Source organism: Cupriavidus sp. L7L, from assembly GCF_004353535.1.
In the GTDB taxonomy this organism is placed as follows: domain Bacteria; phylum Pseudomonadota; class Gammaproteobacteria; order Burkholderiales; family Burkholderiaceae; genus Cupriavidus; species Cupriavidus oxalaticus_A.
Genome location: NZ_SMNY01000033.1, coordinates 87,601 through 110,792, shown reverse-complemented (window position 1 = coordinate 110,792; position 23,192 = coordinate 87,601). Strand labels below are relative to the sequence as shown.

At 68.3% G+C, this 23,192-nt stretch carries 20 protein-coding genes and 1 pseudogene; 13 read left to right on the top strand and 8 right to left on the bottom strand.

Translation table 11 applies throughout. The features are described from left to right. From E1J61_RS27700 to E1J61_RS27685, 4 genes are all read left to right on the top strand, one after another. The gene (locus E1J61_RS27700) at positions 1–1,437 is read left to right on the top strand and encodes an acetate kinase (RefSeq protein ID WP_133097128.1); all 1,437 of its coding nucleotides are present in this window, start codon (positions 1–3) and stop codon (positions 1,435–1,437) included. A gap of 228 nt (positions 1,438–1,665) precedes the next feature. Continuing rightward, on the top strand, positions 1,666–2,178 hold the full coding sequence (locus tag E1J61_RS27695; RefSeq protein ID WP_133097127.1) for a DUF1269 domain-containing protein: 513 nt from the start codon (positions 1,666–1,668) through the stop codon (positions 2,176–2,178). 285 nt (positions 2,179–2,463) lie between these two features. After that, positions 2,464–3,600 carry an ABC transporter substrate-binding protein gene (locus tag E1J61_RS27690; RefSeq protein ID WP_133097126.1) on the top strand — a complete coding sequence of 379 codons (1,137 nt, stop codon included), beginning with the start codon at positions 2,464–2,466 and terminating at the stop codon, positions 3,598–3,600. Between the two features lie 77 nt (positions 3,601–3,677). Continuing rightward, positions 3,678–4,475, top strand: coding sequence for an SDR family oxidoreductase (locus tag E1J61_RS27685; protein ID WP_133097125.1), 798 nt, complete (start codon positions 3,678–3,680; stop codon positions 4,473–4,475). 65 nt (positions 4,476–4,540) lie between these two features. Here the strand turns inward: E1J61_RS27685 and E1J61_RS27680 are convergent, their stop codons facing one another. Further along, entirely contained in the window at positions 4,541–5,446 is a 906-nt protein-coding gene (locus E1J61_RS27680) for a LysR family transcriptional regulator (RefSeq protein ID WP_133097185.1), read from the bottom strand. A gap of 114 nt (positions 5,447–5,560) precedes the next feature. Here E1J61_RS27680 and E1J61_RS27675 point away from each other — a divergent pair, with 114 nt between their 5' ends. The 4 genes from E1J61_RS27675 to E1J61_RS27660 all read left to right on the top strand — a co-directional run bounded on the left by E1J61_RS27675 (position 5,561) and on the right by E1J61_RS27660 (position 9,598). After that, positions 5,561–6,922 carry an acyclic terpene utilization AtuA family protein gene (locus E1J61_RS27675; RefSeq protein ID WP_133097124.1) on the top strand — a complete coding sequence of 454 codons (1,362 nt, stop codon included), beginning with the start codon at positions 5,561–5,563 and terminating at the stop codon, positions 6,920–6,922. A 10-nt stretch (positions 6,923–6,932) separates the two neighbouring features. Continuing rightward, positions 6,933–7,289 carry a hypothetical protein gene (locus E1J61_RS27670; RefSeq protein ID WP_133097123.1) on the top strand — a complete coding sequence of 119 codons (357 nt, stop codon included), beginning with the start codon at positions 6,933–6,935 and terminating at the stop codon, positions 7,287–7,289. A 48-nt stretch (positions 7,290–7,337) separates the two neighbouring features. Beyond that, a complete protein-coding gene (locus E1J61_RS27665; RefSeq protein WP_133097122.1) occupies positions 7,338–8,306 on the top strand; it encodes a tripartite tricarboxylate transporter substrate binding protein in 969 nt (322 codons plus the stop codon). A 263-nt stretch (positions 8,307–8,569) separates the two neighbouring features. After that, positions 8,570–9,598, top strand: coding sequence for an MBL fold metallo-hydrolase (locus E1J61_RS27660; protein WP_133097121.1), 1,029 nt, complete (start codon positions 8,570–8,572; stop codon positions 9,596–9,598). Positions 9,599–9,880: 282 nt separating this feature from the next. On the opposite strand, the gene E1J61_RS27655 is transcribed toward E1J61_RS27660, so the two are convergent. Further along, positions 9,881–10,270 carry a GNAT family N-acetyltransferase gene (locus E1J61_RS27655; protein ID WP_133097120.1) on the bottom strand — a complete coding sequence of 130 codons (390 nt, stop codon included), beginning with the start codon at positions 10,268–10,270 and terminating at the stop codon, positions 9,881–9,883. Positions 10,271–10,458: 188 nt separating this feature from the next. Here E1J61_RS27655 and E1J61_RS27650 point away from each other — a divergent pair, with 188 nt between their 5' ends. Further along, complete coding sequence (locus E1J61_RS27650; protein WP_133097119.1) at positions 10,459–11,946, top strand: AMP nucleosidase; 1,488 nt, start codon at positions 10,459–10,461, stop codon at positions 11,944–11,946. 83 nt (positions 11,947–12,029) lie between these two features. On the opposite strand, the gene E1J61_RS27645 is transcribed toward E1J61_RS27650, so the two are convergent. Both E1J61_RS27645 and E1J61_RS27640 read right to left on the bottom strand, forming a co-directional pair. Next, positions 12,030–12,674, bottom strand: coding sequence for an OmpW family protein (locus E1J61_RS27645; RefSeq protein ID WP_133097118.1), 645 nt, complete (start codon positions 12,672–12,674; stop codon positions 12,030–12,032). Between the two features lie 378 nt (positions 12,675–13,052). Beyond that, a pseudogene (locus E1J61_RS27640) lies at positions 13,053–13,253 on the bottom strand (alpha-isopropylmalate synthase regulatory domain-containing protein); the annotation flags it as partial. A 152-nt stretch (positions 13,254–13,405) separates the two neighbouring features. Here E1J61_RS27640 and E1J61_RS27635 point away from each other — a divergent pair. Next, complete coding sequence (locus E1J61_RS27635; protein WP_243737002.1) at positions 13,406–14,761, top strand: hypothetical protein; 1,356 nt, start codon at positions 13,406–13,408, stop codon at positions 14,759–14,761. Positions 14,762–15,130: 369 nt separating this feature from the next. Here the strand turns inward: E1J61_RS27635 and E1J61_RS27630 are convergent, their stop codons facing one another. From E1J61_RS27630 to E1J61_RS27615, 4 genes are all read right to left on the bottom strand, one after another. Continuing rightward, positions 15,131–15,445 (bottom strand): DUF6587 family protein, encoded by a 315-nt coding sequence (locus tag E1J61_RS27630; protein WP_133097117.1) that lies wholly within the window; start codon positions 15,443–15,445, stop codon positions 15,131–15,133. Between the two features lie 13 nt (positions 15,446–15,458). After that, a complete protein-coding gene (gene feoB / locus E1J61_RS27625) occupies positions 15,459–17,318 on the bottom strand; it encodes a ferrous iron transport protein B (protein WP_133097116.1) in 1,860 nt (619 codons plus the stop codon). Positions 17,319–17,331: 13 nt separating this feature from the next. After that, on the bottom strand, positions 17,332–17,661 hold the full coding sequence (locus E1J61_RS27620) for a FeoA family protein (RefSeq protein ID WP_240745865.1): 330 nt from the start codon (positions 17,659–17,661) through the stop codon (positions 17,332–17,334). Positions 17,662–18,041: 380 nt separating this feature from the next. Next, a complete protein-coding gene (locus E1J61_RS27615) occupies positions 18,042–19,004 on the bottom strand; it encodes a LysR substrate-binding domain-containing protein (RefSeq protein ID WP_133097115.1) in 963 nt (320 codons plus the stop codon). 132 nt (positions 19,005–19,136) lie between these two features. Between E1J61_RS27615 and E1J61_RS27610 the strand changes: the two genes are divergently transcribed. The 3 genes from E1J61_RS27610 to E1J61_RS27600 all read left to right on the top strand — a co-directional run bounded on the left by E1J61_RS27610 (position 19,137) and on the right by E1J61_RS27600 (position 23,184). Beyond that, a complete protein-coding gene (locus E1J61_RS27610) occupies positions 19,137–20,936 on the top strand; it encodes an acyl-CoA dehydrogenase family protein (protein ID WP_133097114.1) in 1,800 nt (599 codons plus the stop codon). Between the two features lie 123 nt (positions 20,937–21,059). Beyond that, positions 21,060–22,037, top strand: coding sequence for a tripartite tricarboxylate transporter substrate binding protein (locus E1J61_RS27605; RefSeq protein WP_133097113.1), 978 nt, complete (start codon positions 21,060–21,062; stop codon positions 22,035–22,037). 25 nt (positions 22,038–22,062) lie between these two features. Next, on the top strand, positions 22,063–23,184 hold the full coding sequence (locus tag E1J61_RS27600; RefSeq protein ID WP_133097112.1) for a CaiB/BaiF CoA-transferase family protein: 1,122 nt from the start codon (positions 22,063–22,065) through the stop codon (positions 23,182–23,184). Positions 23,185–23,192 lie beyond the last annotated feature (8 nt).

Below are 23,192 nucleotides of genomic sequence, written 5' to 3'. Positions count from 1 at the left end.
ATGAAGAAGCGGTCGATGCAGGGCATCCGGAATGCCGGATGCTCGACGTTGCTGTTGCTCGGCGGCCTGGCGCAGGCCCAGACGCCCGATGCGGGGGGACCCGCGGCAGGCCTGGAATCGCTGCAAAGGGAACTCGCCGAACAAGCCACCCAGCTCGACGCCATGAAGCGGGCGCTGGCCGAACAAGAGGCAGTCATTCGCGAGCTGCGCAGCGTCATCAGCAACGAGGTACTGGCCACCAAGCGCGGCGGCCAGGGTGTCGGGGGCGGTGTGTCGCCCTCCAACAACGCCACCAATGCCGCCACCGCTGCGGCGGCGGCCAGCGCGGCGCAGAGCGCGCCCAACGCGGTCAACAACCCGCAGCAGATCACGCTGCAGCCGCCGCAGGATGTCGCGCAGGGCCCGCAGGCGGGCGAGTCCGCCAACCCCCAGACCGTGGCCGTGGAAGAACCCGTGGGCCGTCCGCCCGAGCGCGAGACCCGGCCGCCCGAGATCGCGCCGATCATCGACCAGCCCGGCGTGCTGACCGCACAGGGCAAGCTGGTGCTCGAGCCAGGCTTCCAGTACGGCTACTCCTCCAACAACCGCGTGGCGCTGGTCGGCTACACGGTGATCCCCGCGATCCTGATCGGCCTGCTCGACGTGCGCGAGGTCAAGACCTCGACCTACATCCCGTCGATCGCGCTGCGCTATGGCGTGACCAAGCGGCTGGAAGTCGAGGCCAAGGTGCCTTACGTGCATACGTCGGGCTCGACCGTGAGCCGTGAAGTCTTCACCGGCACCGCCGTCGACAACGTGTTCAATGCCAGTGGTAGCGGCATTGGCGACGTCGAGGCGACCGTGCGCTACCAGCTGAACTACGGCAACGAGAAAATCCCGTACTTCGTTGGCTGGCTGCGCTACAAGTCCGCCACCGGCAGGGACCCGTTCGAAGTGGTGACCGATTGCGTGACGCGTTGCATAGGCAATACCACCGGCACCGGCCTGCCGCTCAGCATGCCGACCGGCACCGGCTTCCAGGCAATCCAGCCGGGTATCACCTGGCTGCTGCCGACCGATCCGGCGGTGTTCTTCGGCACCTTCAGCTACCTGCACAACTTTGCGCGCGACAACGTCAGCCGCACCGTGCTCAACGGCCAGACGGAGAACCTGGGCAAGATCGCCCCGGGCGATATCTTCGAGTTCAGCTTTGGCATGGGCCTGTCGCTCAACGAGAAGGCGTCGTTCAGTATCGGCTATGACCAGGCCATCATCTGGCCGACCAAGCAGAACGGACAGACTGTGCCAGGCTCGGTGCGCATCACGCAAGGCACGCTGCTGGTGGGCTACTCGTACCGCTTCAACGACCGCTACACGCTGAACCTGTCGGTGGGTGCGGGCCTGACGCGTGACACGCCCGACCTGCAGGTCAACCTGCGCCTGCCGATCACTTTCTGATGCGGCTTTCGCCGCGCTTTTCCAGGCGTTTCTGACTCACGTGACGTGTGCCTTGCAGCAGGCAGGGCACGCGTGCGCGTCACATGCGCGCGCGCACGCGCAGCGCTCCGGCACTTGCCTTGCGCTTGCCCCCCGAACGGCGTACAACGAAATAACCCCGCGCCGTCAGCGGTACTTTCTCACCCGGTCTACCCACACCATCGGCGCGGCCTGAACAAGGAGAGAGACATGCGCAAACGCATCTTCTGGTTGTTGCCCGACGTGGCGAGCGCCCGCCGCACCATGGACGACCTGCTGCTCGCCCGCGTCGAGAACCGCCGCATCCACTTCGTGGCGCGCGACGGCGAAGACATGACGGGCCTGCACGAGGCCAACCTGTTCCAGACCTCCGATATCGTCCATGCCGCGGAAATGGGCCTGGTGGTCGGTGGCGGCGTGGGCGTGGTGGCCGGCGCGGTGGTGGCGATGTTCCCGATCGTCAGCGATACGCCGCAATGGGGCCTGGTCGGGGTGCTGGCGGTGCTCGGCGCGGTGTTCGGCGCATGGGCCGCGAGCATGATCGGCAGTTCCGCGCCCAACAGCCGCCTGCGCGCGTTCGAGAAGGACATCGAGGCGGGCAAGATCCTGCTGATGGTCGACGTGCCGCGCGGCCGCGTCGAGGAAATCGAAACGCTGCTGCAGAACGCGCACCCGGAAGCCCGTTTCGCCGGTCTCGATCCGGCCGTGCCGGCCTTCCCCTGATCCATCCGCAGCAAGCCTTGCCGTCGCGACGGCAAGGCCATTCGCAGTCTCTCTCGTGCGCCCGCGCGGCGCACTTTGACGCGCATCTCTTAGCGCGTAGCTGGCCACGCCGGAACCGCCCTCCGGTTCCGGTGTGATGCCGCTGCAACACCCCACCACCTCCTGTTTGCCCTGACCTGGCGCATGCGGTAATTTTCGCAACGGCGCATGGCCGTTGCCGTGCGCAGCGCGCGTAAGCTCGCAACAGCGCGCATCAGAATAACGACATACCAGAGGGGGCAATCGATGAAGGCGAAATGGATCGCGTGCGGCATGCTGGCCGCCACGCTTGGATGGGCCGTGCAAACGGCGCAGGCGGAACCGGGCGTGACCCGCAACACCATCCGCATCGGCCAGTCGGCCGGCATCACCGGCCCGGTCGCCGGTTCGGTCAAGGAACAGATCGCCGGCGCGCAGGTGTACCTGCGCACGGTCAACGCCAGCGGCGGCGTGGCGGGGCGGCGCATCGAGCTGGTCACCTACGACGATGGCTTCGATGCCAAGCGCACGCCGGACAACGTGCGCAAGCTGCTCGACGAAGACAAGGTGTTCGCGCTGTTCATGGTGCGCGGCACGCCGCAGAACGAGAGCATCCTGCCGCTGGTCGCCGCGCACAAGGTGCCACTGGTGGCGCCGCTAACCGGCGCGATCACGCTGCACCGGCCGGTGAACCGCTACGTGTTCAACGTGCGCGCCAAGTACCAGGATGAAGTCGCGCGCGCGATCAACCACCTGGCCACCACCGGCATGAGCCGGATCGGCATCTTCCACACCACCGACGGCTTCGGCCAGGACGTGCTCGAGGGCTATACCACCGCGCTGCAGGCACGCGGCGTGCAGCCGGCGGCGACCGTCAGCTTCGCGCGGCCGATGGGCGACATCAGCCAGGGCGTTGCCACCATGAACAAGGCTAACCCGCAGGCGGTGCTGGTGATCGGCTCGGGCTCGGAAGCCGCGCGCATCATCCGCGAGCTGCGCAGCGCCGGCAGCCAGGCGCAGTTCGTCACGCTGTCTAACAACGCGGCCGATTCCTTTATCCGCGAGCTGGGCGACGATGCGCGCGGCCTGATCATCACGCAGGTGGTGCCGGGAACCAACTCCAGCCAGATGACGCTCGCCAGCGAATACCGCAGCCAGGCCCGGCAGCAGGGCGTGGAGCCGTCCAACGCCGGCATGGAAGGCTTCATGTCGGCCAAGGTGCTGGTGGAAGGCCTGCGCCGCGCCGGGCCCGAGCCGACGCGCGAGCGCCTGGTCAGCGCGCTCGAAGGCCTGCGCGACTACGACCTCGGCGGCATCCTGATCAGCTATAGCCCCACGCGCCATACCGGCTCGTCCTTCGTCGAGATGTCGATCGTCTCGTCCACCGGCAAGCTGATCCGCTGAGCGGGCGGGCGGACAGGCCTGCGGGGCATGCCGGTTCCGCGCCACGCGGGCCGGCCTGCTGCGGTATATTCGCCCGCATGGCTACTCCTACCTCATCTCCCGACGCCGCCGCGCGTACCCCATTCTCGTTGCATGGCCGCGTCGCGATGGTGACCGGCGGCGCGCAGGGCCTGGGCCTGGCGATTGCCGCCGGGCTGGCCGATGCCGGGGCCCACGTGCTGGTGGCCGCGCGCAGCGAGGCACGCGTGCATGACGCGGTTACCACGCTGGCCGCGCGCGGCGGCAGCGCCGAGGCGCTAGTGCTGGACATCACCGATGAAGCGGCGGTCGAGGCGGCGTTCGCGCGGATCGATGCCGCGCACGGCCGGCTCGATGTCCTGGTCAACAATGCCGGCGCGCGCAACCGCAGCTCGATGGCGCAGCTCGATGCCGGCGACCTGCGCGCCATGCTCGAGACCAACCTGGTCGCGCCCTACACGCTGTGCCGCCACGCCGCGCAACGGATGCAGCGCGGGCAGTACGGCCGCATCGTCAACGTCAGCTCGATCGCGGGCCAGGTGGCGCGCGCGGGCGACGTACTCTATCCCGCCACCAAGGGCGGCCTGGACGCGCTGACGCGCGCGCTGGCCGCGGACCTGGGCCGCTTCGGCGTCACCGTCAACGCGATCGCGCCCGGCTACTTCGCCACCGAACCGAACCAGCCCATGGTCGACGACGAGAGCGTGGCCGAGTGGCTGCGCCAGCGCACCTCGCTGGGCCGCTGGGGCCGCCCGGAAGAGATCGCGGGCGCGGCGGTATTCCTGGCATCGCCGGCGGCGTCGTATATCACCGGGCACGTGCTGGCGGTCGACGGCGGCTACCTGGGCCACTTCTGACCCGCCGCCAACGGCAAAGCGTACCCAATTCTGCGTGCCATTCCGGCGACGGCGGTGGCCGCGTTTCAGCGCCGCGCCGGCGCCTTGCCGCCGCGGTAGAACGCCTGCAGGCTTTCGATCATCGCCGCGGCGGCAGCGGAGTCGCCGCGGTCCTTCATCCGCACCAGGCAGATATCGCGCACCAGTGACGGCAGCTGCAGCGGCCGGATCGCCAGGCCCTCGCGCCGGAACTGGAACAGCGCCAGCGACGGCACCGCGCTGATGCCGAGTCCCGCCTGCACCAGCGCCGCCACGGTTGCCAGGTGCTCCACCTCCATCACGCTGTGCAGCCGCAACGGGTGCAGCGCCGCATCGAGATGCTGGCGCACGCTGGTCGTGCGCGACAGCTGGATAAACGGCTCGCCCGCCAGGGCTTGAGGCGCGATGCGGCGCTTGCGCGCGAGCGGATGGCCGGCCGGGCAAACCAGGTGGAACGTGTCGCGCACCAGCGGCTCGACGCGCAGGTCGTCGTCCTGCGCCGGCGCGGGGGCCAGCGCAAAGTCGGCGCGGCCCTGCCGGACCAGCTCGATGCAGCCATCGGCGAGCTGGTCGAACAGTTCCAGCACGATGCCCGGGTAGCGTGCGCGGAACTGCGCCAGCAGCGGCGGCAGGTCGCCCCCCGCCAGCGACGGCAGCGCGGCGATCGACACGCGGCCCTTGCGCCGCTCGGCGTGCGCGCGCAGGTCTTCGAACGCCGCTTCGAAATCCGCCAGCAGCCGCCGCGCAGTCTGCTCGAAGCGCACGCCGTCGGTGCTCAGCTCCACGTGGCGCGTGGTGCGCTCGAACAGGCGGCTGCCCGCCTGCTCCTCCAGCGTCTGCACCAGTGCGCTGAAGGCCGACTGCGACAGGTGGCAGGCGCGCGCCGCGCGGGTGAAGTTGCGGTAGGTCGCCAGCGCCACGAAGGCGCGCAGGTGCTTGACCGACAGGTTCATCGAGGCTTCATATTTATCCAGCAAGTCGATAGATTAATCCAAATAATCCGTTTTTTGGCTGGACGGTCCCGGCCTAGAATGGCTTCGACCCCGCCAACAACCTTGCCCCCGACCATGACTGCTCCCTTGCTCATCGGCTCCGGCGCCGGCTTCTCCGGCGACCGTACCGACGCCGCGTTGCCGGTGGTGCGCACGCTGATCGCCGCCGGCCAGCCCGCGGCGCTGATCTTCGAGACGCTGGCCGAACGCACGCTGGCGCTGGCGCAGCTGGCGCGGCGCAACGATCCCGCGCACGGCTACGAACCCCTGCTCGACGCGCTGCTGGCGCCGGTGCTCGGCCTGTGCCTGCAACACAGCATTCCCATCGTCGGCAATTTCGGCGCGGCCAATCCGCACGCCGCGGCGCGGCGCGTGCTGCAGCTGGCAGGCGAACTCGGCCTGCCTGCGCCGCGCGTGGCGGTGGTGGAGGGCGACGATCTCTCGCAAGACGCTGGCCGCACGCTGCTGCAGGGCATCCTTGGAGACGCCTTCGACGCCGGCCGCTTTGTCTGCGCCAATGCCTATATCGGCGCGCAAGGCATCGCCGCCGCGCTGGCCGACGGCGCGCAGGTCGTGGTGTGCGGCCGCGTCGCCGACCCGGCGCTGGCGGTGGGGCCGGCGATGGCGCATCACGGCTGGTCGTGGGACGACTGGGACCGGCTCGCCGCGGCCACCATGGCCGGCCACCTGCTCGAATGCGGGGCCCAGGTCACCGGCGGCTACTTTGCCGATCCCGGCATGAAGGACGTACCCGATGTCCACGCGCTGGGTTTCCCGATCGCGCAGCTCGCCGAAGACGGCACCATCGAGATCTTCAAGGCGGCCAATACCGGCGGCTGCGTCGACCTGCGCACGGTCAAGGAGCAATTGCTGTACGAGGTCCACGATCCGGCCGCATACCTGACCCCTGACGTAGTGGCCGACATCAGCGCCGTCACCGTCACGCAGATCGGCCCCGACCGCGTGGCGGTGCGCAACGTGCGCGGCCACGCACAGCCGGCCCAGCTCAAGGCCAATGTGTTCAGCCACGGCGGCTGGCTGGCCGAAGGAGAGATTTCCTATGCCGGCCCGAACGCCGCCGCCCGCGCGCGCCTGGCGGCCGACATCCTGCGCCGGCGCATGCAGATGCTGGGCCATGACGTGCCGATCCGCTTCGACCTGATCGGCGTGCTCAGCGTATTGGCCGACGACGCCGGCACGATGCTCGCCCGGCGCCAGCCGCACGAAGCCGAAGCGCAGGACGTGCGCCTGCGCGCCGCGCTGGCGCATGACGATGCCGCGGTGGCGCAGGCGCTGGTGCGCGAGGTCAACGCGCTCTACACCTGCGGCCCCGCCGGCGGCGGCGGCGTACGCACGGGACAGCGCGCGCGCCTGAACGCCGTGTCGTGCCTGGTGCCGCGCGCAGCCGTCAGCGCCACGCATCGCTTCATCGCCTGAGGACGACGCCATGACCACGATCGATATCGCTACCGCCTCGCTCTACCAGTTCGCCCACGGTCGCACCGGCGACAAGGGCGACCGTTCCAACATCAGCGTGATCGCCTACGACGCGCACGACTACGAGCACCTGGTTGCCCACGTCACCGAGGACGCCGTGCGCGCGCTGTTCAGCGAGCGCCGGCCCGGCGCCGTCACGCGCTACCTGGTGCCCTCACTGCACGCCATGAATTTTGTCATCGACGGCGTGCTCGACGGCGGCGTCAATGACGCGCTCAACCTCGACACCCACGGCAAGGCGCTGTCGTTCCGCCTGCTGCAGCTGCAGATCCCGCTGCCGCCGCGGCTGATGACCGCCGCACCCTGAATCTGCACCAACAACGCGCACCAACAACGATTCCGACAGGAGACAACGATGCACCGATTCCTCAAGCCACTGGCCGCCGTCGCGCTGTGCGCACTGGTCCTGCCCGCCGGGCAGGCATGGGCCGAATTCCCCGACAAGCCGATCCGCTTCGTGGTGCCGTTCGCCGCCGGCAGCGCCACCGACCAGCTCGCGCGGGCCATCGGCCAGGCCATCACGCTGGACAGCAAGGTCACCGTGGTGGTCGACAACAAGCCCGGCGCCAATGGCTTTATTGCGGCGTCTGACGTCGCCAAGGCCGCGCCCGACGGCTACACCGTGCTGATCAGCACCAACACCACCCATGCCGCCAACGAGCACCTGTTCAAGAAGCTGCCCTACGACCCGGTCAAGGACTATGCGCCGGTGACCGCGCTCGGCCGCGGCGGCCAGATCATGGTGGTCAACCCGCAAGTGCCGGCCAAGACTGTGGGCGAGTTCATCGCGCTGGCAAAGAAGCAACCGGGCAAGCTCAGCTTCGGCAGCGGCAGCTCGTCGTCGCGCATCGCCGGCGAGCTGTTCCAGCAGATGGCGCACGTTGAGCTGCTGCACGTGCCGTACAAGAGCAACCCGCTGGCGATCACCGACCTGCTCGGCAACCAGATCCAGATGATGATCACCGACACCGCCACGGGCCTGCCGCAGGTCAAGAGCGGCAAGCTGCGCGCGTTGGGCGTATCGGGCAAGGCACGCTCGCCGCTGGCGCCCGACGTGCCGACCATCGACGAGGCCGGCGTCAAGGGCTACGAGATGAGCTATTGGTTCGCGGCGTATGCCCCGGCCGGTACGCCGCAGGCGGTGGTGGCCAAGCTCAACGCGTTGATGGTGAAGGCCGCGCGCGGCGACACTGCGGCCAGCTTCTACCAGTCGACAGGCACCGAAGTGTTTACCAGCACGCCCGCCGAACTCGCGAAATTCCAGGCGCAGGAGTCTGGCAAGTGGGGCCGCATCATCAAGGCGGCGAATATCCAGCCTGAGTGACGACGAGCCGCTGCAAGCTCGCATGAATGGAAAACGGGGCCACGCGGCCCCGTTCTTTACGCAGAAGTAGGTACGCTTTGGTCGGGCGTACCTATTTCTGCGTAGCTGTTGTCGTGTCGTCCGCGGTCTCTCCTTGTTGCTCGCTGCCGCGCCGGGCCTGCTTTTCCGGTGAGTCGCCATCCGGCTTAACATACGCCTTCGGCCGGTGTGCGCGCCGGCCGGCGCTGTCTCCCCCGACAACCACCAACAACAAGGAACCAGACATGAAGCTGCAGTCCGCCGCGCGCCTGCCGGCATTGGCCATGGCCGCCGCAACCGCCGCCGCGATAGCCATCACGATGCTACCGGCCACCATCGGTAGCGCCCATGCGGCCGCGGCGCAGCAGAAGACCCAGGTACCGGGCTATTACCGCATGGTGATCGGCCAGCTGGAAGTCACCGCACTGTACGACGGCTACATCGACCTCGACCCGAAGATCCTCAAGTACACCAGCGCACGCGAGGTGCAGAGCCTGCTGGCTCGGATGTTCGTCGAGTCGACGCCGGGCATGCAGACGGCGGTCAATGCCTACCTCGTCAATACCGGCAGCAGCCTGGTGCTGGTCGATACCGGCGCAGCGGCATGCTTCGGTCCCACGCTCGGGCGCATTGGCGACAACCTGCGCGCGGCGGGCTATGCGCCGGAGCAGGTCGACGCGGTGCTGCTGACGCACCTGCACGGCGACCATGCCTGCGGCCTCGCCGCGAACGGGCAGCCGGCCTTCCCCAACGCGACGGTCTATGTCGACAAGGCCGATGCCGACTACTGGCTCAACGAAGCCAATGCCGCCGCGGCGCCGAAGGAAGCACAGGGGCTGTTCGCGATGGCACGCGCCGCGGTCGCGCCATACCAGGCGGCGAACCGGTTCCGCACGTTTAACGGGGGCAGCGGCGGCCAAGGCGGCAGCGGCGCCGAACCGATCCCGGGCGTGCGCGCGCTGCCCGCCTACGGGCATACGCCGGGGCACAGTGGCTACCTGTTCACCTCGGGCAAGGACAGCCTGCTGCTGTGGGGCGACATCGTCCACAGCCATGCGGTCCAGTTCCGCCGTCCGCAGGTGGCGATCGAGTTCGATACCGACAGCCATGCCGCGGTGATCACGCGCAAGCGCATCCTGGCCGATGCGGCCAAGGGCAAGCTGTGGGTAGGGGGCGCGCACCTGCCATTTCCGGGGCTGGGCCATGTGCGTCGCGACACGGCCGGCTATACCTGGGTGCCGGCCGAGTACGGGCCGATCCGAGCGGATCGATAGCCCGGGGCGCACGCCGCGCTGTTCGCCATGCCTGGGGAAACGCTCAGGCCGATGGCCGCAGAAATGGGTACGCTTGCCCGCTGCGGCACCTTGGCCGAGGGCATCGGGTTCTTCAACGTGCTGTTCCTGGCCCCGCCCGTAGCGGGCTGCCGCAGCCGGGGCGCGACCACGCCGACGCATGGCGCGCCGGGCGGCCGCTGTTCAGGTTGGTACGCCGGGGAGTTCTCGCGCAGATGGGCGCGGAGTGAGGCGCGAGGATCAGTCGGGACTGGCCGGTACGGCTCAGGGCCGGCGCCGCTCCATTGCCACCATCGATGGCGTAAAGCCGAGCTGGCCGAAGAACGCCGCTTCGGAAGAGCGCGCCGCGCGCAGCACCCAGGTGATATCGGGATCGTTGCCCATGACGTGGCGCACCAGCGAGCGGCCGATGCCGCGCCGGCGGTGGCTCGGGGCCACGGCTACCATCGACAGGAAGCCGTCGGAGACGTCGTCGCACAGGGCCCGGGCGAAGCCGACGATCTCGCCGCCTTCCACCGCCACGGCCACGCGCTGGGAATTGGCCACCAGCCGCGCGAACTTGTCGGGACCGCCTATCCGGTTGGACCAGCCATTGGCGATCAGTAGTTGTCTGGCTGCCTCGATGTCATCGGGCAACAGGTTACGGATTTCCATTGGCGGCTCTCCCAGTAAAGCATGTACGGCCCCTCGCCGCCCCTTGCCACCAGGGGCGCCGCGAGTCGAGAACGGCACGGGAACCCGCGCCGCACAATTGGCGGAGTGTAGCGAGCGGGCGCGGGCGCGTCAATTTGGCTTCCGGGTGGGTGGGGGTGCCGCTCACGCCAGCGCGCCGGCGGGGTATCATGGCCTGCATGAACGCCCCCGTCTTCTCCTCAGCCCATCCGGCCGACCAGCTCGCCGAATTTTCTGACGCAGATGCAGCGCTGGCGCGCATCCGCGAGATCTACGACGCCTCGGTCGGCGCGGTGCGCGCGCGCTTCGATGCATTCGCCAGCGGCAAGCCGCTGCCCTCGGCCGCGCACGCCTGCTATCCGTACCTGGGGATCTCGGTCAACATCGAGACCATGGTCACCGACAGCCGCCCCTCCTGGGGCACGGTGGCCTACCCCGGGGTGTACGGCACCACGGTGACCCGCCCCGACCTGCTGGCGGACTACTACCGCGACCAGATCGAACGGCTGATGCGCTACCACCGCGTCCCGGTGGTCGTCGGCCTGAGCCGGCGCCCGATCCCGCTGCCGTTCGTGATCGAAGCCTCGACCACCGACATCAGCTACACCCAGGCGCGCGAGCTGGAGGCCTCGTTCGTGCTGCCCGAGCTCAGCCGCATCGACGACGGCATCGCCAACGGCACCTACGAGCCGATCCCGGGCGAGGCCTGGCCGCTGTCGCTGTTCCCGGCCGAGCGCGTGGACCTGGCGCTGCAGCGGCTGTACCACTACACCGGCACGGCGCCGCAGCATGTCCAGCGCTTCGTGCTGTTCACCAACTACCAGCGCTATGTCGATGAATTCGTCGCGCTGGGCCGTGCGCTGATGAGCAGCAGCGACGGCGGCGGCTACACCCGCTTCGTCGAGCCCGGCGACGTGGTCCAGGACCTCGGCGGCGCCGAGCCCGAAGACACGACCCGCCCGCGCGCGCTGCCGCAGATGCCGGCCTACCACCTGGTGCGCGAGGACAAGCTGGGCGTGACGCTGGTCAATATCGGCGTGGGCCCGTCCAACGCCAAGACCATGACCGACCATCTTGCCGTGCTGCGCCCGCATTGCTGGCTGATGGTCGGGCACTGCGGCGGCCTGCGCCGCTCGCAGCAGCTGGGCGATTACGTGCTGGCACACGCCTACGTGCGCGACGACCACGTGCTCGACCACGACCTCCCGCCCTGGGTGCCGGTGCCGCCGATCGCCGAGATCCAGGTGGCGCTGCAGGAAGCGGTGGCGCGCGTCACCGGCCTGTCCGGCAGCGAGATGAAGACGCGCATGCGCACCGGCACCGTGGTCTCCACCGACGACCGCAACTGGGAGCTGAAATCCAAGTCGCTGTATGCGCGCTTTAACCAGTCGCGTGCCATCGCCATCGATATGGAAAGCGCCGCGGTGGCCGCCAACGGCTTCCGCCTGCGCGTGCCCTACGGCACGCTGCTGTGCGTCTCGGACAAGCCGCTGCACGGCGAGCTCAAGCTGCGCGGCATGGCCAACGCGTTCTACCGGCAGCGCGTCAGCCAGCATATGACCATCGGGCTGGAGGCAATCCGCATCCTGCGTGAAAACGGTGTCGAGCAACTGCATTCGCGCAAGCTGCGCAGCTTCGACGAGCCGGCATTCCGCTAGGCTGCGACGTTCTTTCTTGCCCAAGCAAAAAAGGCCGGCTCCCGACGGGGCCGGCCTTTAATTTTTTACTCTCGCGTTGCCGCTCAGAAGCGATAGCCCACGCCCATGCTGAACAGCCACGGGTCCAGGCTCACCTTGGACACTTTGACGTCGCCGGCCTTCACATCGCTCGACAGCCAGATCTTCTTGATGTCGGCATTCAGGAACCAGTTCTTGGTCAGCTTGTAGTCCATGCCGATCTGCAGCGCCGGCCCGACGCTCCAGCTGTCGAGCTGGAGCGCGTTGTTGGCGAGGTTCTCGCCCCAGATGCGGGTGAAGTTCAGGCCCGCGCCGATATACGGACGGAACGTGCCATTGGGAATGAAGTGGTATTGCACCAGCAGCGATGGCGGCAGGTGCTTGAAGGTGCCGATCTTGTTGCCGTCGAGATAGACGTTCTGCTTCTGCGGTACGGTCAGCACCAGCTCGGCGGCGATATTGGGGGTGAAGAAGTAGGTGACGTCGAGCTCGGGGATCCACTTGTTGTTGACCGTGATGCGGTCCGATGCCCCTACGCCGCCAACCGGGTCCGAACTGTTGGCCATGTCGAGGTAGGTGCCGCGCAGGCGCACCATCCAGTTGCCTTGTGCATCGTCGGCGGCCATCGCGGGCGCGGCGAACGCGCCGAGCATGGCGCAGGCGGCGATGGCGGAGCAGGTGACCCGGGTACGGAGAGAGAGCTTGTTCATGATGTTTTGTTTTGGTCTGGTAAAGAGTCCGCGGACAGTTTGGCCGAGCGGGTTTGTGCGGACCTTGATGCAGAACAAGTCGAGAAGCCGCCACACAGGTGCGTCGCGATCGCGCGACAGCGGAGTTGCGGCGCTAATCCTCCGCTAATAACCACATGCGGAATCATTCGTGGCAAGCCGGCGCGCCAGCCCTTACGCTGTGCAGGAGATCAGCGCCCGCGAGCTTCCACGCAAAGGCGGGCGCCGTGGCACCGGGCATGTCGTGGGCGTCCGCAAGGGCGTCTTTCCGGGTGTGCCCCGTGGGGGCGGGGCACACCGGTTTTCTTCGGATCCCCTTGCGGCGAGCGCCGTGTCAGGCCGCGTCGGCTTCGTCTGCCGGCTGGCGCGGTGCCGGCTCACGCCCGAGACCACCGCGCGCAGCGACGCCGTGACCAGGTTCACGTCGATGCCCGCGCCGAAGCCCGTCGGCGAATCTCCCACCCGCACTTCCCCATAGCAAGCCGCGCGCGCATCGGCGCCGGCGGTCATCGCGTGCTCGTGGTAGTCCATCACGCGCACCGGCAGGTCCACATCCGTCACGCCGCTCCGCCTCGACCGAAGGACGGTCGCATGTGCGCTGAAAGGATGAGTTATGCGCGGGTCCGTACGTTATCCCTCAGTCATCTGGCCAGTATTGCGCTGGCACCTTTGCACCTAGGCTGGTAGCGCGTGAAAGAACACGGGGGAACATCATGAAACTGAGAACGTGGGCAACCTGGCTGGCAGGGACTGCCATGACATTCTTGCTGGCCGCCTGCGGCGGTGGGGGCAGCGGCGGCTCGAGTTCGCCCTCCACGCCTGCCGCGACCACGCCGCTGACCTTCACCGTCAAGATGAGCACGACCTCGGGCGAGGTAGGCGTGGGCCGCACGCTCACCATCAGCGCGCTGGCGGTGGACAGCAACGGCGTCGATGTCAGCGGCAATACGGTGTTCACCTGGAGCAGCGCCGACAATGGCATCGCCACGGTCGAACCGGTCGCGGCCACGCCGGCCAATGCGGTGGTGCGCGGCATCGCCACCGGTACCACCAACGTGCAGGTGGTCGCGACCGTCAGGAACGCCGACAACACCACCACCACGCTGCCTGCGCAGACCGCCACCATGACCGTGGTGCCGGCTTCCGCGGTCAGCTACAGCCTGTCGATTCCCCATACCAATCTGTCGATGAGCGACGGCCAGGAGCTGCCGGTCAAGGTGTCGCTGGTCGACAGCAACGGCAATGACGTCTCGGCCAGCGTCAACAGCTGGGCGTGGGCGAGCAGCGCCACCGCGGTCCAGGTCACGGCCAGCCAGAACAGCGCCACGCTGAAGGCGAGCAACAGCTCGACCACCGCGGCGGTGACGGCTGACGTGTCGGTGTCGGTCACGGCGCCGGATGGCCGCGCGATCGGCGGCGTCATCGTGGTGACGGTGGCGAAGAACGGCTCGGCCACCTATCGCGTGGTGACCACGCGCCTTGGCCAGCCGGTGGATGCGCTGCAGGTGCTCAACGACCATCCGGCCAAATTCACCTCGCGCGTGCTGCGCAACGACGGCCAGGATGTCACGGCCGACTTCGACGGCACCTGGACCTACACCGCCACCTCGCCGACGCTGTCGACCGCCGAAGCCGCGGGTACGCACGATGCCACGGTCAGCAGCAGCCTGGCCAAGGGCACCGGCCCGGTCCAGAGCACGCTGACGGTGACCGCCGTGAGCACCAAGCTGTCCGTGCGCCCGGCTGCCGCCCTGTCCGTGACCGAGAATCCGACCTGGACGCTGGTCGACGACAACCAGCAGCCGCTGACGCTGCTGCTGATGCCGGCGATCCCGGTGGAAGTGACCGCGCGCATGAAGCACCTGGGCGATGATGCGCAGTACACCGCGTGCAAAGACTGGGCGTGGGACAAGACCGGTCCAGTGTCACTGACGCCTAGCATGCTGATGTTGCCGCACCAGGTGCGCGCGACGGGCACCGCCGCCGGCGACTTCACCATCACCGCGACCTGCACGGTGGTGGCGGACAACACGCCGCTGAAGCTGGTCTTCGTCGGTACCGTCAAGTAAGCAGCAACGTTCCCGCGCGCAAGCGAAACGCCCTCCGGTCCGGAGGGCGTTTTGCATTGGTGCCTTCCCGAAGCGTACCCATTTCTGCGCAGCAAGGAAGAGTCGTATTGCGCGGCCAATACAGTCCGCGAAACCACCAGATGATCCCACGTCCTGCCAGTGCCGCGGCCCGCACCGACGACGTTCCGCACCCAAAGCGTACCCATTTCTGCGTGCCGCTTCACAGGCCTTCATTGCCGCCGGTGTACCCCATCAGCCCGCGCACAGACGAGCGTATCCCGCTGCCTGCGCATGCCGCGCAAGCAGTCGGCGTACCCGTTTCTGCGTGAAGGAGCCCAGAAGGGAAATGGAGGGGAAAAGACGCGCCGTTCAGCGCTTGCGCACGAAGCGCACGACCTGCTCGGCGGGCTTTCCTTGCGCGCCAGTGGCGTTGGCGGTGTTGGAGCCGCAGGTGTTGCAGCCGCCGTCGTCGCAGCCGCTGGTGCAGCCCGAGGCCGCCTGCGGCGCCAGCCAGCGCACCAGCCGGCCGCGCCAGCCGCTCGCGGCGGCGCCGCCCAGGCGTGTCGCGAGGGCGGCCTTGACGCGCTCGCGCGTGCGCGGCGCATAGCGCGCCAGCACCGAGACCGCGCACGCCAGCACGATCAGCGGGACCAGCAGCGTTTCGAAGGCGTGGTAGAGGGTCATGGCAGCGATGGCGTCAGCTGAACAGCAGCGCGACGCGGTAAGTGACAAACGCGGCCAGGTAGGCCAGCCCGGTCAGGTACACGATCGAGGCGGCCATGACCTTCCATGAGTTGGTCTCGCGGCGGATTACCGCCAGCGTCGAGATGCACTGCGGCGCGAACACGAACCACGCCAGCAGCGCCAGCGCGGTGGCCAGCGACCACTGCGCGGCGATCATCGGCGCCAGCTGCGCGGCCATGGCGTCTTCACTGCCAGACAGCGCGTACACCGTCGCCAGCGCGCCCACCGCCACTTCGCGCGCGGCCAGGCCAGGCACCAGCGCGATGCAGATCTGCCAGTTGAAGCCCACCGGCGCGAACACCTTCTGCAGCGCATGGCCGATCATGCCGGCAAAGCTGTAGTCGATGGCCGGCGCGGTCGCGCCTTCCGGCGGCGCCGGGAAGGTCGACAGGAACCACAGCAGCACGGTCAGCGTCAGGATCACCTTGCCCACGCGCGACAGGAAGATCCGGGCACGCTCCCACAGGCCGATGGCCACGTCGCGCACATTGGGGATGCGGTACGACGGCAGCTCCATCAGCAGCGGATGGTCGGTGCGGTCGCGGCGGAAGAACTTGAGCGCATAGGCCACCACCAGTGCGCTGACGATGCCTGCCACGTACAGCGCAAACAGCACCAGCCCCTGCAGGTTGAACAGGCCCATCACCGTGCGTTCGGGGATAAAGGCGCCGATCAGCAGCGCATACACCGGCAGCCGTGCCGAGCAGGTCATCAGCGGCGCCACCAGGATGGTGGTGAGGCGGTCGCGCGGATCCTGGATGGTGCGCGTGGCCATGATGCCGGGAATCGCGCAGGCAAAGCTCGACAGCAGCGGGATGAACGAACGGCCGGACAGCCCCGCACCCATCATCAGCCGGTCCAGCAGGAATGCCGCGCGCGGCAGGTAGCCCGATTCTTCCAGCGTGAGGATGAACAGGAACAGGATCAGGATCTGCGGCAGGAACACCACCACGCTGCCCAGGCCCGCGATCAGGCCGTCGACCAGCAGGCTCTTGAGCAGGCCGTCGGGCAGATGCGCACCAAGCAGTTCTCCGGCCCAGTGCACGCCGCCCTCGATGCCGTCCATCAGCGGCTCGGCCCAGGAGAACACCGCCTGGAACATTAGGAACAGCAGCACCGCCAGCAGCAGCAGGCCGAACACCGGGTGCAGCACGATGCGGTCGAGCCGGTCGTCCAGCGCCGCGGTGCGCGCCGGCATGCTGACCGCTGTGGCCAGCAGGCGGTTGACCTCGGTGTGCACGTCAACGTCGCTGGCGGGCTCGGGCGAGGACGGCGGTGCGGCAGGCAAGGCGCCGTCGAGCAGCGCCAGCAGCGCTGCCGCGCCGTCGCGCTTGACCGCCACGGTGCTGACCACCGGCACGCCCAGCGCTGCAGCCAGCTTGTCGCGGTCGATCCGGATGCCGCGGCGCGCGGCGGCGTCGCTCATGTTGAGCACCACCACCATCGGCAGGCCCAGCCGGCGCAGTTCCAGCACGAAGCGCAGGTGCAGGCGCAGGTTGGTCGCGTCCACCACCGACACCAGCAGGTCGGGACGCTGCTCGCCGGCGCGCACGCCCATGCAAACGTCGCGCGTGATGGCTTCATCCAGGCTCGCCGCGTGCAGGCTGTAGGCACCCGGCAGGTCCAGGATGCGCACCTGGCGTCCGGCCGGCGAGACGAAATGGCCTTCCTTGCGCTCGACGGTCACGCCGGCGTAGTTGGCCACCTTCTGCCGGCTGCCGGTCAGTCGGTTGAACAGTGCGGTCTTGCCGCAATTGGGATTGCCTACCAGCGCGATGCGCAGGGCAGGAGTCGGGGAAGCTGCTGCAGACATATTCCGGAAGGGCTCACGCGGTCCGCTTGGTCCGCTCGTTCGGTGTGGGCGTCGTGGCGCCGGGCTGTTTGCCCGCTTCGGCAGGCGCGATGCTGGTCACCGAGGCGCTGGCGAGCTCGATGCCGATGCGCGCCGCTTCCACGCGGCGCAGCGCAAAGCGCGTAAAGCCGATCTGCGCGACCAGCGGATCCATGCCGAAGGGTCCGTAGGCGATGACCTGGACGATTTCGCCGGGAACAAAGCCTAGCTCTCGCAGGCGGCGCGCAACCGGGTCGCCGGGCGTGGCGTCGTCCACCGATTGCACTACGGCGGGCGTGCGCCGTGGAAGTTCAGACAACCGCATCATGCTTCCAGTCCGTTGGCGCGGTCGTCCAACGCGGCCGTGATGCGGCCGGCATGACCTCGCCAGGTAGGTAAATGAAAATCGTTTTCATTGTATCGCAAATAGGGCATGACGATGCCCCGCAAGTGGCGGGCACGCCAGCCGCCATGCCGCTGCGCGGCAGGAGGCGAATGATAACCGGTGACGGCGCGCGCGGAGGGGCCAAGCTTACGGCCGTGCGCTGGCACACATGCGCGCTAGCGTTTCGAAGTTCGGCTGTCCAAAACCTAATGCAACAGGTCTCATGCAGCACCATGCAATTACTACATTTGCGTTATTGGATGCCGCAAGCCTGCGGCGTTAAGCTCCAAGCACGCTGAACACCCCGTTCCACGCGTACTTCACAAGCCATCGGCCGCAGGGCCGGTGGCTTTTTCTTTGGACGTTGCTTCTTTGGACGTTGCTTCTTTGGACGCCGCTTTCGACGCCGCCTGTGCGGCCACCATCGCCACAAAGTTGTCGCGCGCGGGATGGTCGGGCGCCGTCTTCCACACGCAATAGACTTCAGAGCGCACCGCCGTGCCCGCCAGCGGCCGGAATGCCGCCCCCGCCATGCCGGAACGCGCCAGCGCCGCAGGCACCACGGCCACGCCCATGCCCTGCGAGACCAGCGAGACCACCGAGAGCCAGTGGCGCACTTCGTGCCGGATCTGCGGGTAAAAGCCCTGGGCCGCGCACATATCGAAGATGCGGCTGTAGTAGTCCGGCGACGCTTTGCGCGAAAACAGCACGAAGGCCTCGCCGCGCAGGTCTGCGAGCGCCAGCTCCGGCTGCGCCGCGAGCGGGTGGTCCGCCGGCAGGCAGCAGACGAACGGTTCGGCATGCACCCGCGTGGCCCGCAGCGAGTCGGGCACCCGGCCGGTGTGGATAAAGGCCGCGTCGAGCTCGTCGTGCAGCAGCGCATCGATCTGCTCCTGCGAGTTGAGCTCGGTCAGCGCCACCTGGATCCCCGGGTAAGCCGCCTCGAACCCGCGCAGGATCTGCGGCAGGCCGCGGTACAGCATCGAGCCGACAAAGCCGACACGCAGCCGGCCTATGGCGCCCGCTTCGATCTCGCGTGCCAGCAGCCGCGCGGCCTCGGCCTGCGCCAGCAATGCCGTGGCCGATTCGCGAAAGGCGCGCCCGGCCGCGGTCAGCCGTACGCCGCGGCTGTCGCGGTCGAACAGCCGGGCCCCGACCGAGGCTTCGAGCTGCTGGATGTTCAGCGACAGCGGCGGCTGCGAAATCGCAAGCCGGCGCGCGGCCCGGCCGAAGTGCAGTTCCTCTGCCAGCACAAGGAAATAGCGCAGGTGACGGAATTCCATGGCGATACAAAAATCATATTGATCGAGCCAATTTTAGAATTAGACGCAAATCCTTGGGGTTTGAATAATGCAGGTCAAAGGGCCGCAGCGTGTTCGCCAACCATGCCGGTCCACCCGCCAAGGAGACCAGACATGCCGACCAGCGCCGTGCGCAATACCGCACCTCACGCCCAGCCCGACAGCCCCGCCGCCGCCCATCCGGTGCCCGACCGCCAGGGCGGGAGCCTGCTCGGCGCCGACCCCGAGTTGCGTGCGCTGCTGCCGCTCTACCTGCCCGCGGACCTGTTCAATCACCTGCTGCCGCACCTGGAGCGCATGGGCGCGCTGGCAGGCGGCGTGCTCGACGAACTGGCCGCCGTGGCCGACCAGAACCCCCCGACGCTGAGCTACCGCACCCGCAGCGGCATGGACGCGCAGCGCATCGACAAGCATCCCGCCTACGTGGAAATGGAGCGCGTGGCCTTCGCCGAATTCGGGTTGGCCGCCGCCTCGCACCGTGGTGGCGTGCTCGGCTGGGACAAGCCCATGCCGCCGGCGGCGAAGTACGCGCTCACCTATCTGTTCGTGCAGGCCGAGTTCGGCCTGTGCTGCCCGCTGTCGATGACCGATTCGCTGACGCGCACGCTGCGCAAGTTCGGCGATCCGGCGCTGGTCGGGAAATTCCTGCCCAACCTGACCACGCAGGTATTCGAAGACCTGTACCAGGGCGCCATGTTCATGACCGAGCAGGGCGCCGGCTCCGACGTGGCCGCCACCGCCACGCGCGCGGTGCGCGACGCCGGCGCCGAGGGCGGCTGGCGCCTGCACGGCGACAAGTGGTTCTGCTCGAACCCCGATGCCGCGCTGGCGATGGTGCTGGCGCGCGTGGAAGACGAAGCCGGCAACGCCGTGCCCGGCCACAAGGGCGTGTCGCTGTTCCTGCTGCCGCGCAAGCTGGCCGACGGCAGCGACAACCAGTACCGCATCATCCGGCTCAAGGACAAGCTCGGCACGCGCTCGATGGCCAGCGGCGAGATCCGCCTCGAAGGCGCGCAGGCTTACCTCGTGGGCGAACCCGGCCGCGGCTTCGTGCAGATGGCCGACATGATCAACAACTCGCGTCTGTCCAACGGCGTGCGCGCCGCCGGCCTGATGCGCCGCGCGCTGACCGAGGGCCTGTTCATCGCGCATGAGCGCCGTGCCTTTGGCAAGCGCCTGGAGGACATGCCGCTGATGCGCCGCCAGCTGCTCAAGCTGACGTTGCCCACCGAGCAGGCCCGCACCATGGTGTTCCAGACCGCCGAGGCGCTGCGCCGCGCCGATGCCGGGGAGGCCGATGCCTATCCGCTGATGCGAATCCTGACACCGCTGATCAAGTTCCGCGCCTGCCGCGACGCGCGCAAGGTCACCGGCGACGCGATGGAGATCCGCGGCGGCTGCGGCTATATCGAGGAATGGAGCGACCCGCGCCTGGTGCGCGACGCCCACCTCGGCTCGATCTGGGAAGGCACCAGCAATATCGTCGCGCTCGACGTGCTGCGCGCGATCCGCCGCGAAGGCGCGCTGCCGGTGCTGCAGGCACACCTGGCCGGGCTGCTGGCCGATACCCCGATGCACGCAGACGCACGCGCCACCTTCGAAGGCGCCATCGCCGCTGCCGCGAAACTGGCCGCGCATGCCGCCGAAGCCGGCGCCGACGGCGACCTGCTGGCGCGCCAGGCGGCTTCCGCGCTGTACCACGTGACCACCGCGGTGGCGATGGCGTGGGAAGCCGGCCGCATCGGCTCGGTGCGCCGCATGCGCCTGGCGCAGCTGGTGCTGCGCCATCGCGTGCTGCCGCAGGATCCGCTGGCGGCAAGCACCGAGCCGGATTGGCTGGCCGAGACGGTGGCGCCCCCCGCTGACGGCGTGGTGCGCGCAGCGGGCGCGGTCGCAGACGTCAACGTGTTCTGACACCGTATCCATCCCGATTGTTTGCTCCCCTCTCCCGCAAGCGGGAGTCGGAGCACCCCGCCTCGACGACGCCCCATACCATCCCGCCTCCGCGGGAGACGCCCTACACCAGGAGACAACGCCATGAAACTCTGGCACCGCCTCGCGGCCATTGCCGCGTGCTCGCTCTGCATCGCCGCCCCCGCCTTCGCGCAGAAGGACTTCCCGACCAAGCCCATCATGATGGTCGTCACCTATCCGCCGGGCGGCCCGACCGACGCGATGGCCCGCACGCTGGCCGCCGCGCTCAAGACCAGCCTGGGCCAGCCGGTGGTGGTGGAAAACCGCGCCGGCGCCGGCGGCAATATCGGCGCGGAAGCGGTGGCGCGAGCGGAGCCCGACGGCTACACGCTGATGTTCGGCACATCGGCGCCGCTGGCGATCAACGTCAGCCTCTATCGCAAGATCAACTACGACCCGGTCAAGAGCTTCGCCCCGGTGATCCAGATCGGCCAGCTGCCCAACGTGCTGGTGGTGAACCCGTCGGTGCCGGCAAAGAACGTCAGCGAGCTGATCGCCTACGGCAAGGCGCATCCGGGCAAGCTCACCTATGCGTCGTCCGGCAACGGCGCCTCGTCGCACCTGGCCGGCGTGCTGTTCAACAACGTCACCGGCACCGACTTCCAGCACATTCCGTACAAGGGCACCGGCCCGGCGCTGAACGACCTGCTCGGCGGCCAGGTCAGCATGACCTTCACCGACGTGCTGACCGCCATGCCCTTCATCAAGAGCGGCAAGGTGCGCGCGCTGGGCGTCACCAGCAGGGCGCGCTCGCAGGCGCTGCCGGATGTGCCGACTGTCGCCGAGCAGGGCGTGCCGGGCTTCGACGTTTCGGTGTTCTTCGGTGTCGTGGCGCCGGCGGGTACGCCGCCCGAAGTGATCGGCAAGCTCAACCGCGCCTTCGCCGATGCGCTCAAGCAGCCCGAGGTGCGCAAGACGCTGCAGGCGCAGGGCCTGGAATTCGCGCCGTCGACCACGCCGGAGCAGCTCGGCAGCTTCGTCAAGGCCGAGGTCGGCAAGTGGCGCGCTGTGGTGCAGAAGTCCGGCGCGCAGCTTGATTAAGCGACCAAGCGAACAGGAGCCAGCCATGACCCAATCCAGTCCCGGCGCGCTTGCCGGCATCCGCGTGGTCGACCTGTCGCGCATCCTGGGCGGCCCGTACTGCGGGCAGATCCTGGGCGACCACGGCGCCGACGTACTCAAGATCGAACCGCCGCAGGGCGACGACACCCGTACCTGGGGCCCGCCGTTCAAGGACGGCGTGGCGTCGTACTACTTCGGCCTGAACCGCAACAAGCGCGTGATGCGGCTGGACCTGACCACGGACGCCGGGCGCGAAGTCCTGCTCGCGCTGCTGGCCGAGGCCGACGTGCTGGTCGAGAACTTCAAGACCGGCACCATGGAGAGATGGGGGCTGGGCTATGACGTGCTGTCGGAGCGCTTTCCGCGGCTGGTGCATTGCCGCGTGTCGGGCTTCGGCGCGGATGGCCCGCTCGGTGGCCTGCCCGGCTATGACGCGGCGATCCAGGCGATGTCCGGCATCATGAGCATCAACGGCGAAGCCGATGGCGATGCGCTGCGGGTGGGTTTGCCGGTGGTCGACATGGTCACCGGGCTGAATGCGGCGATCGGCGTGCTGCTGGCGTTGCAGGAACGTGCGCGCAGCGGGCGCGGGCAGTTTGTCGAGGCCGCGCTGTATGACTCGGGGCTGTCGCTGCTGCATCCGCATGCGGCCAACTGGTTCATGAGCGGCAAGACGCCGCAGCGCACGGGGAATGCGCATCCCAACATCTATCCCTACGACACGGTGGCCACCGCGACGGACCCGATCTTCCTCGCGGTCGGCAATGACCGCCAGTTCCGCATCCTGTGCGAGCATCTCGGGGTGCCGGCACTGGCGGAAGACGAACGCTATGCCTGCGCCGGTGCGCGGTCGGTGAACCGCGTGGCGCTGAAGGCCGAGCTGGAGACGCACCTGCGCAAGCACGACGGCAAGGCACTGGCCGACACGCTGGTCGCCGCGGGCGTGCCGTGCGCACCGGTGCTATCGGTGGCCGATGCCCTGCAGCATCCGCACACATTGCATCGCGAGATGGTGGTGGAAATGGAAGGCGGCTACAAGGGACTGGGCGCGCCGGTCAAGCTTAGCCGGACGCCGGCCAGTTATCGGCATGCGCCGTTGAGTGAGGGGGAGGGGTTTCTTGATTGAGATCCGGC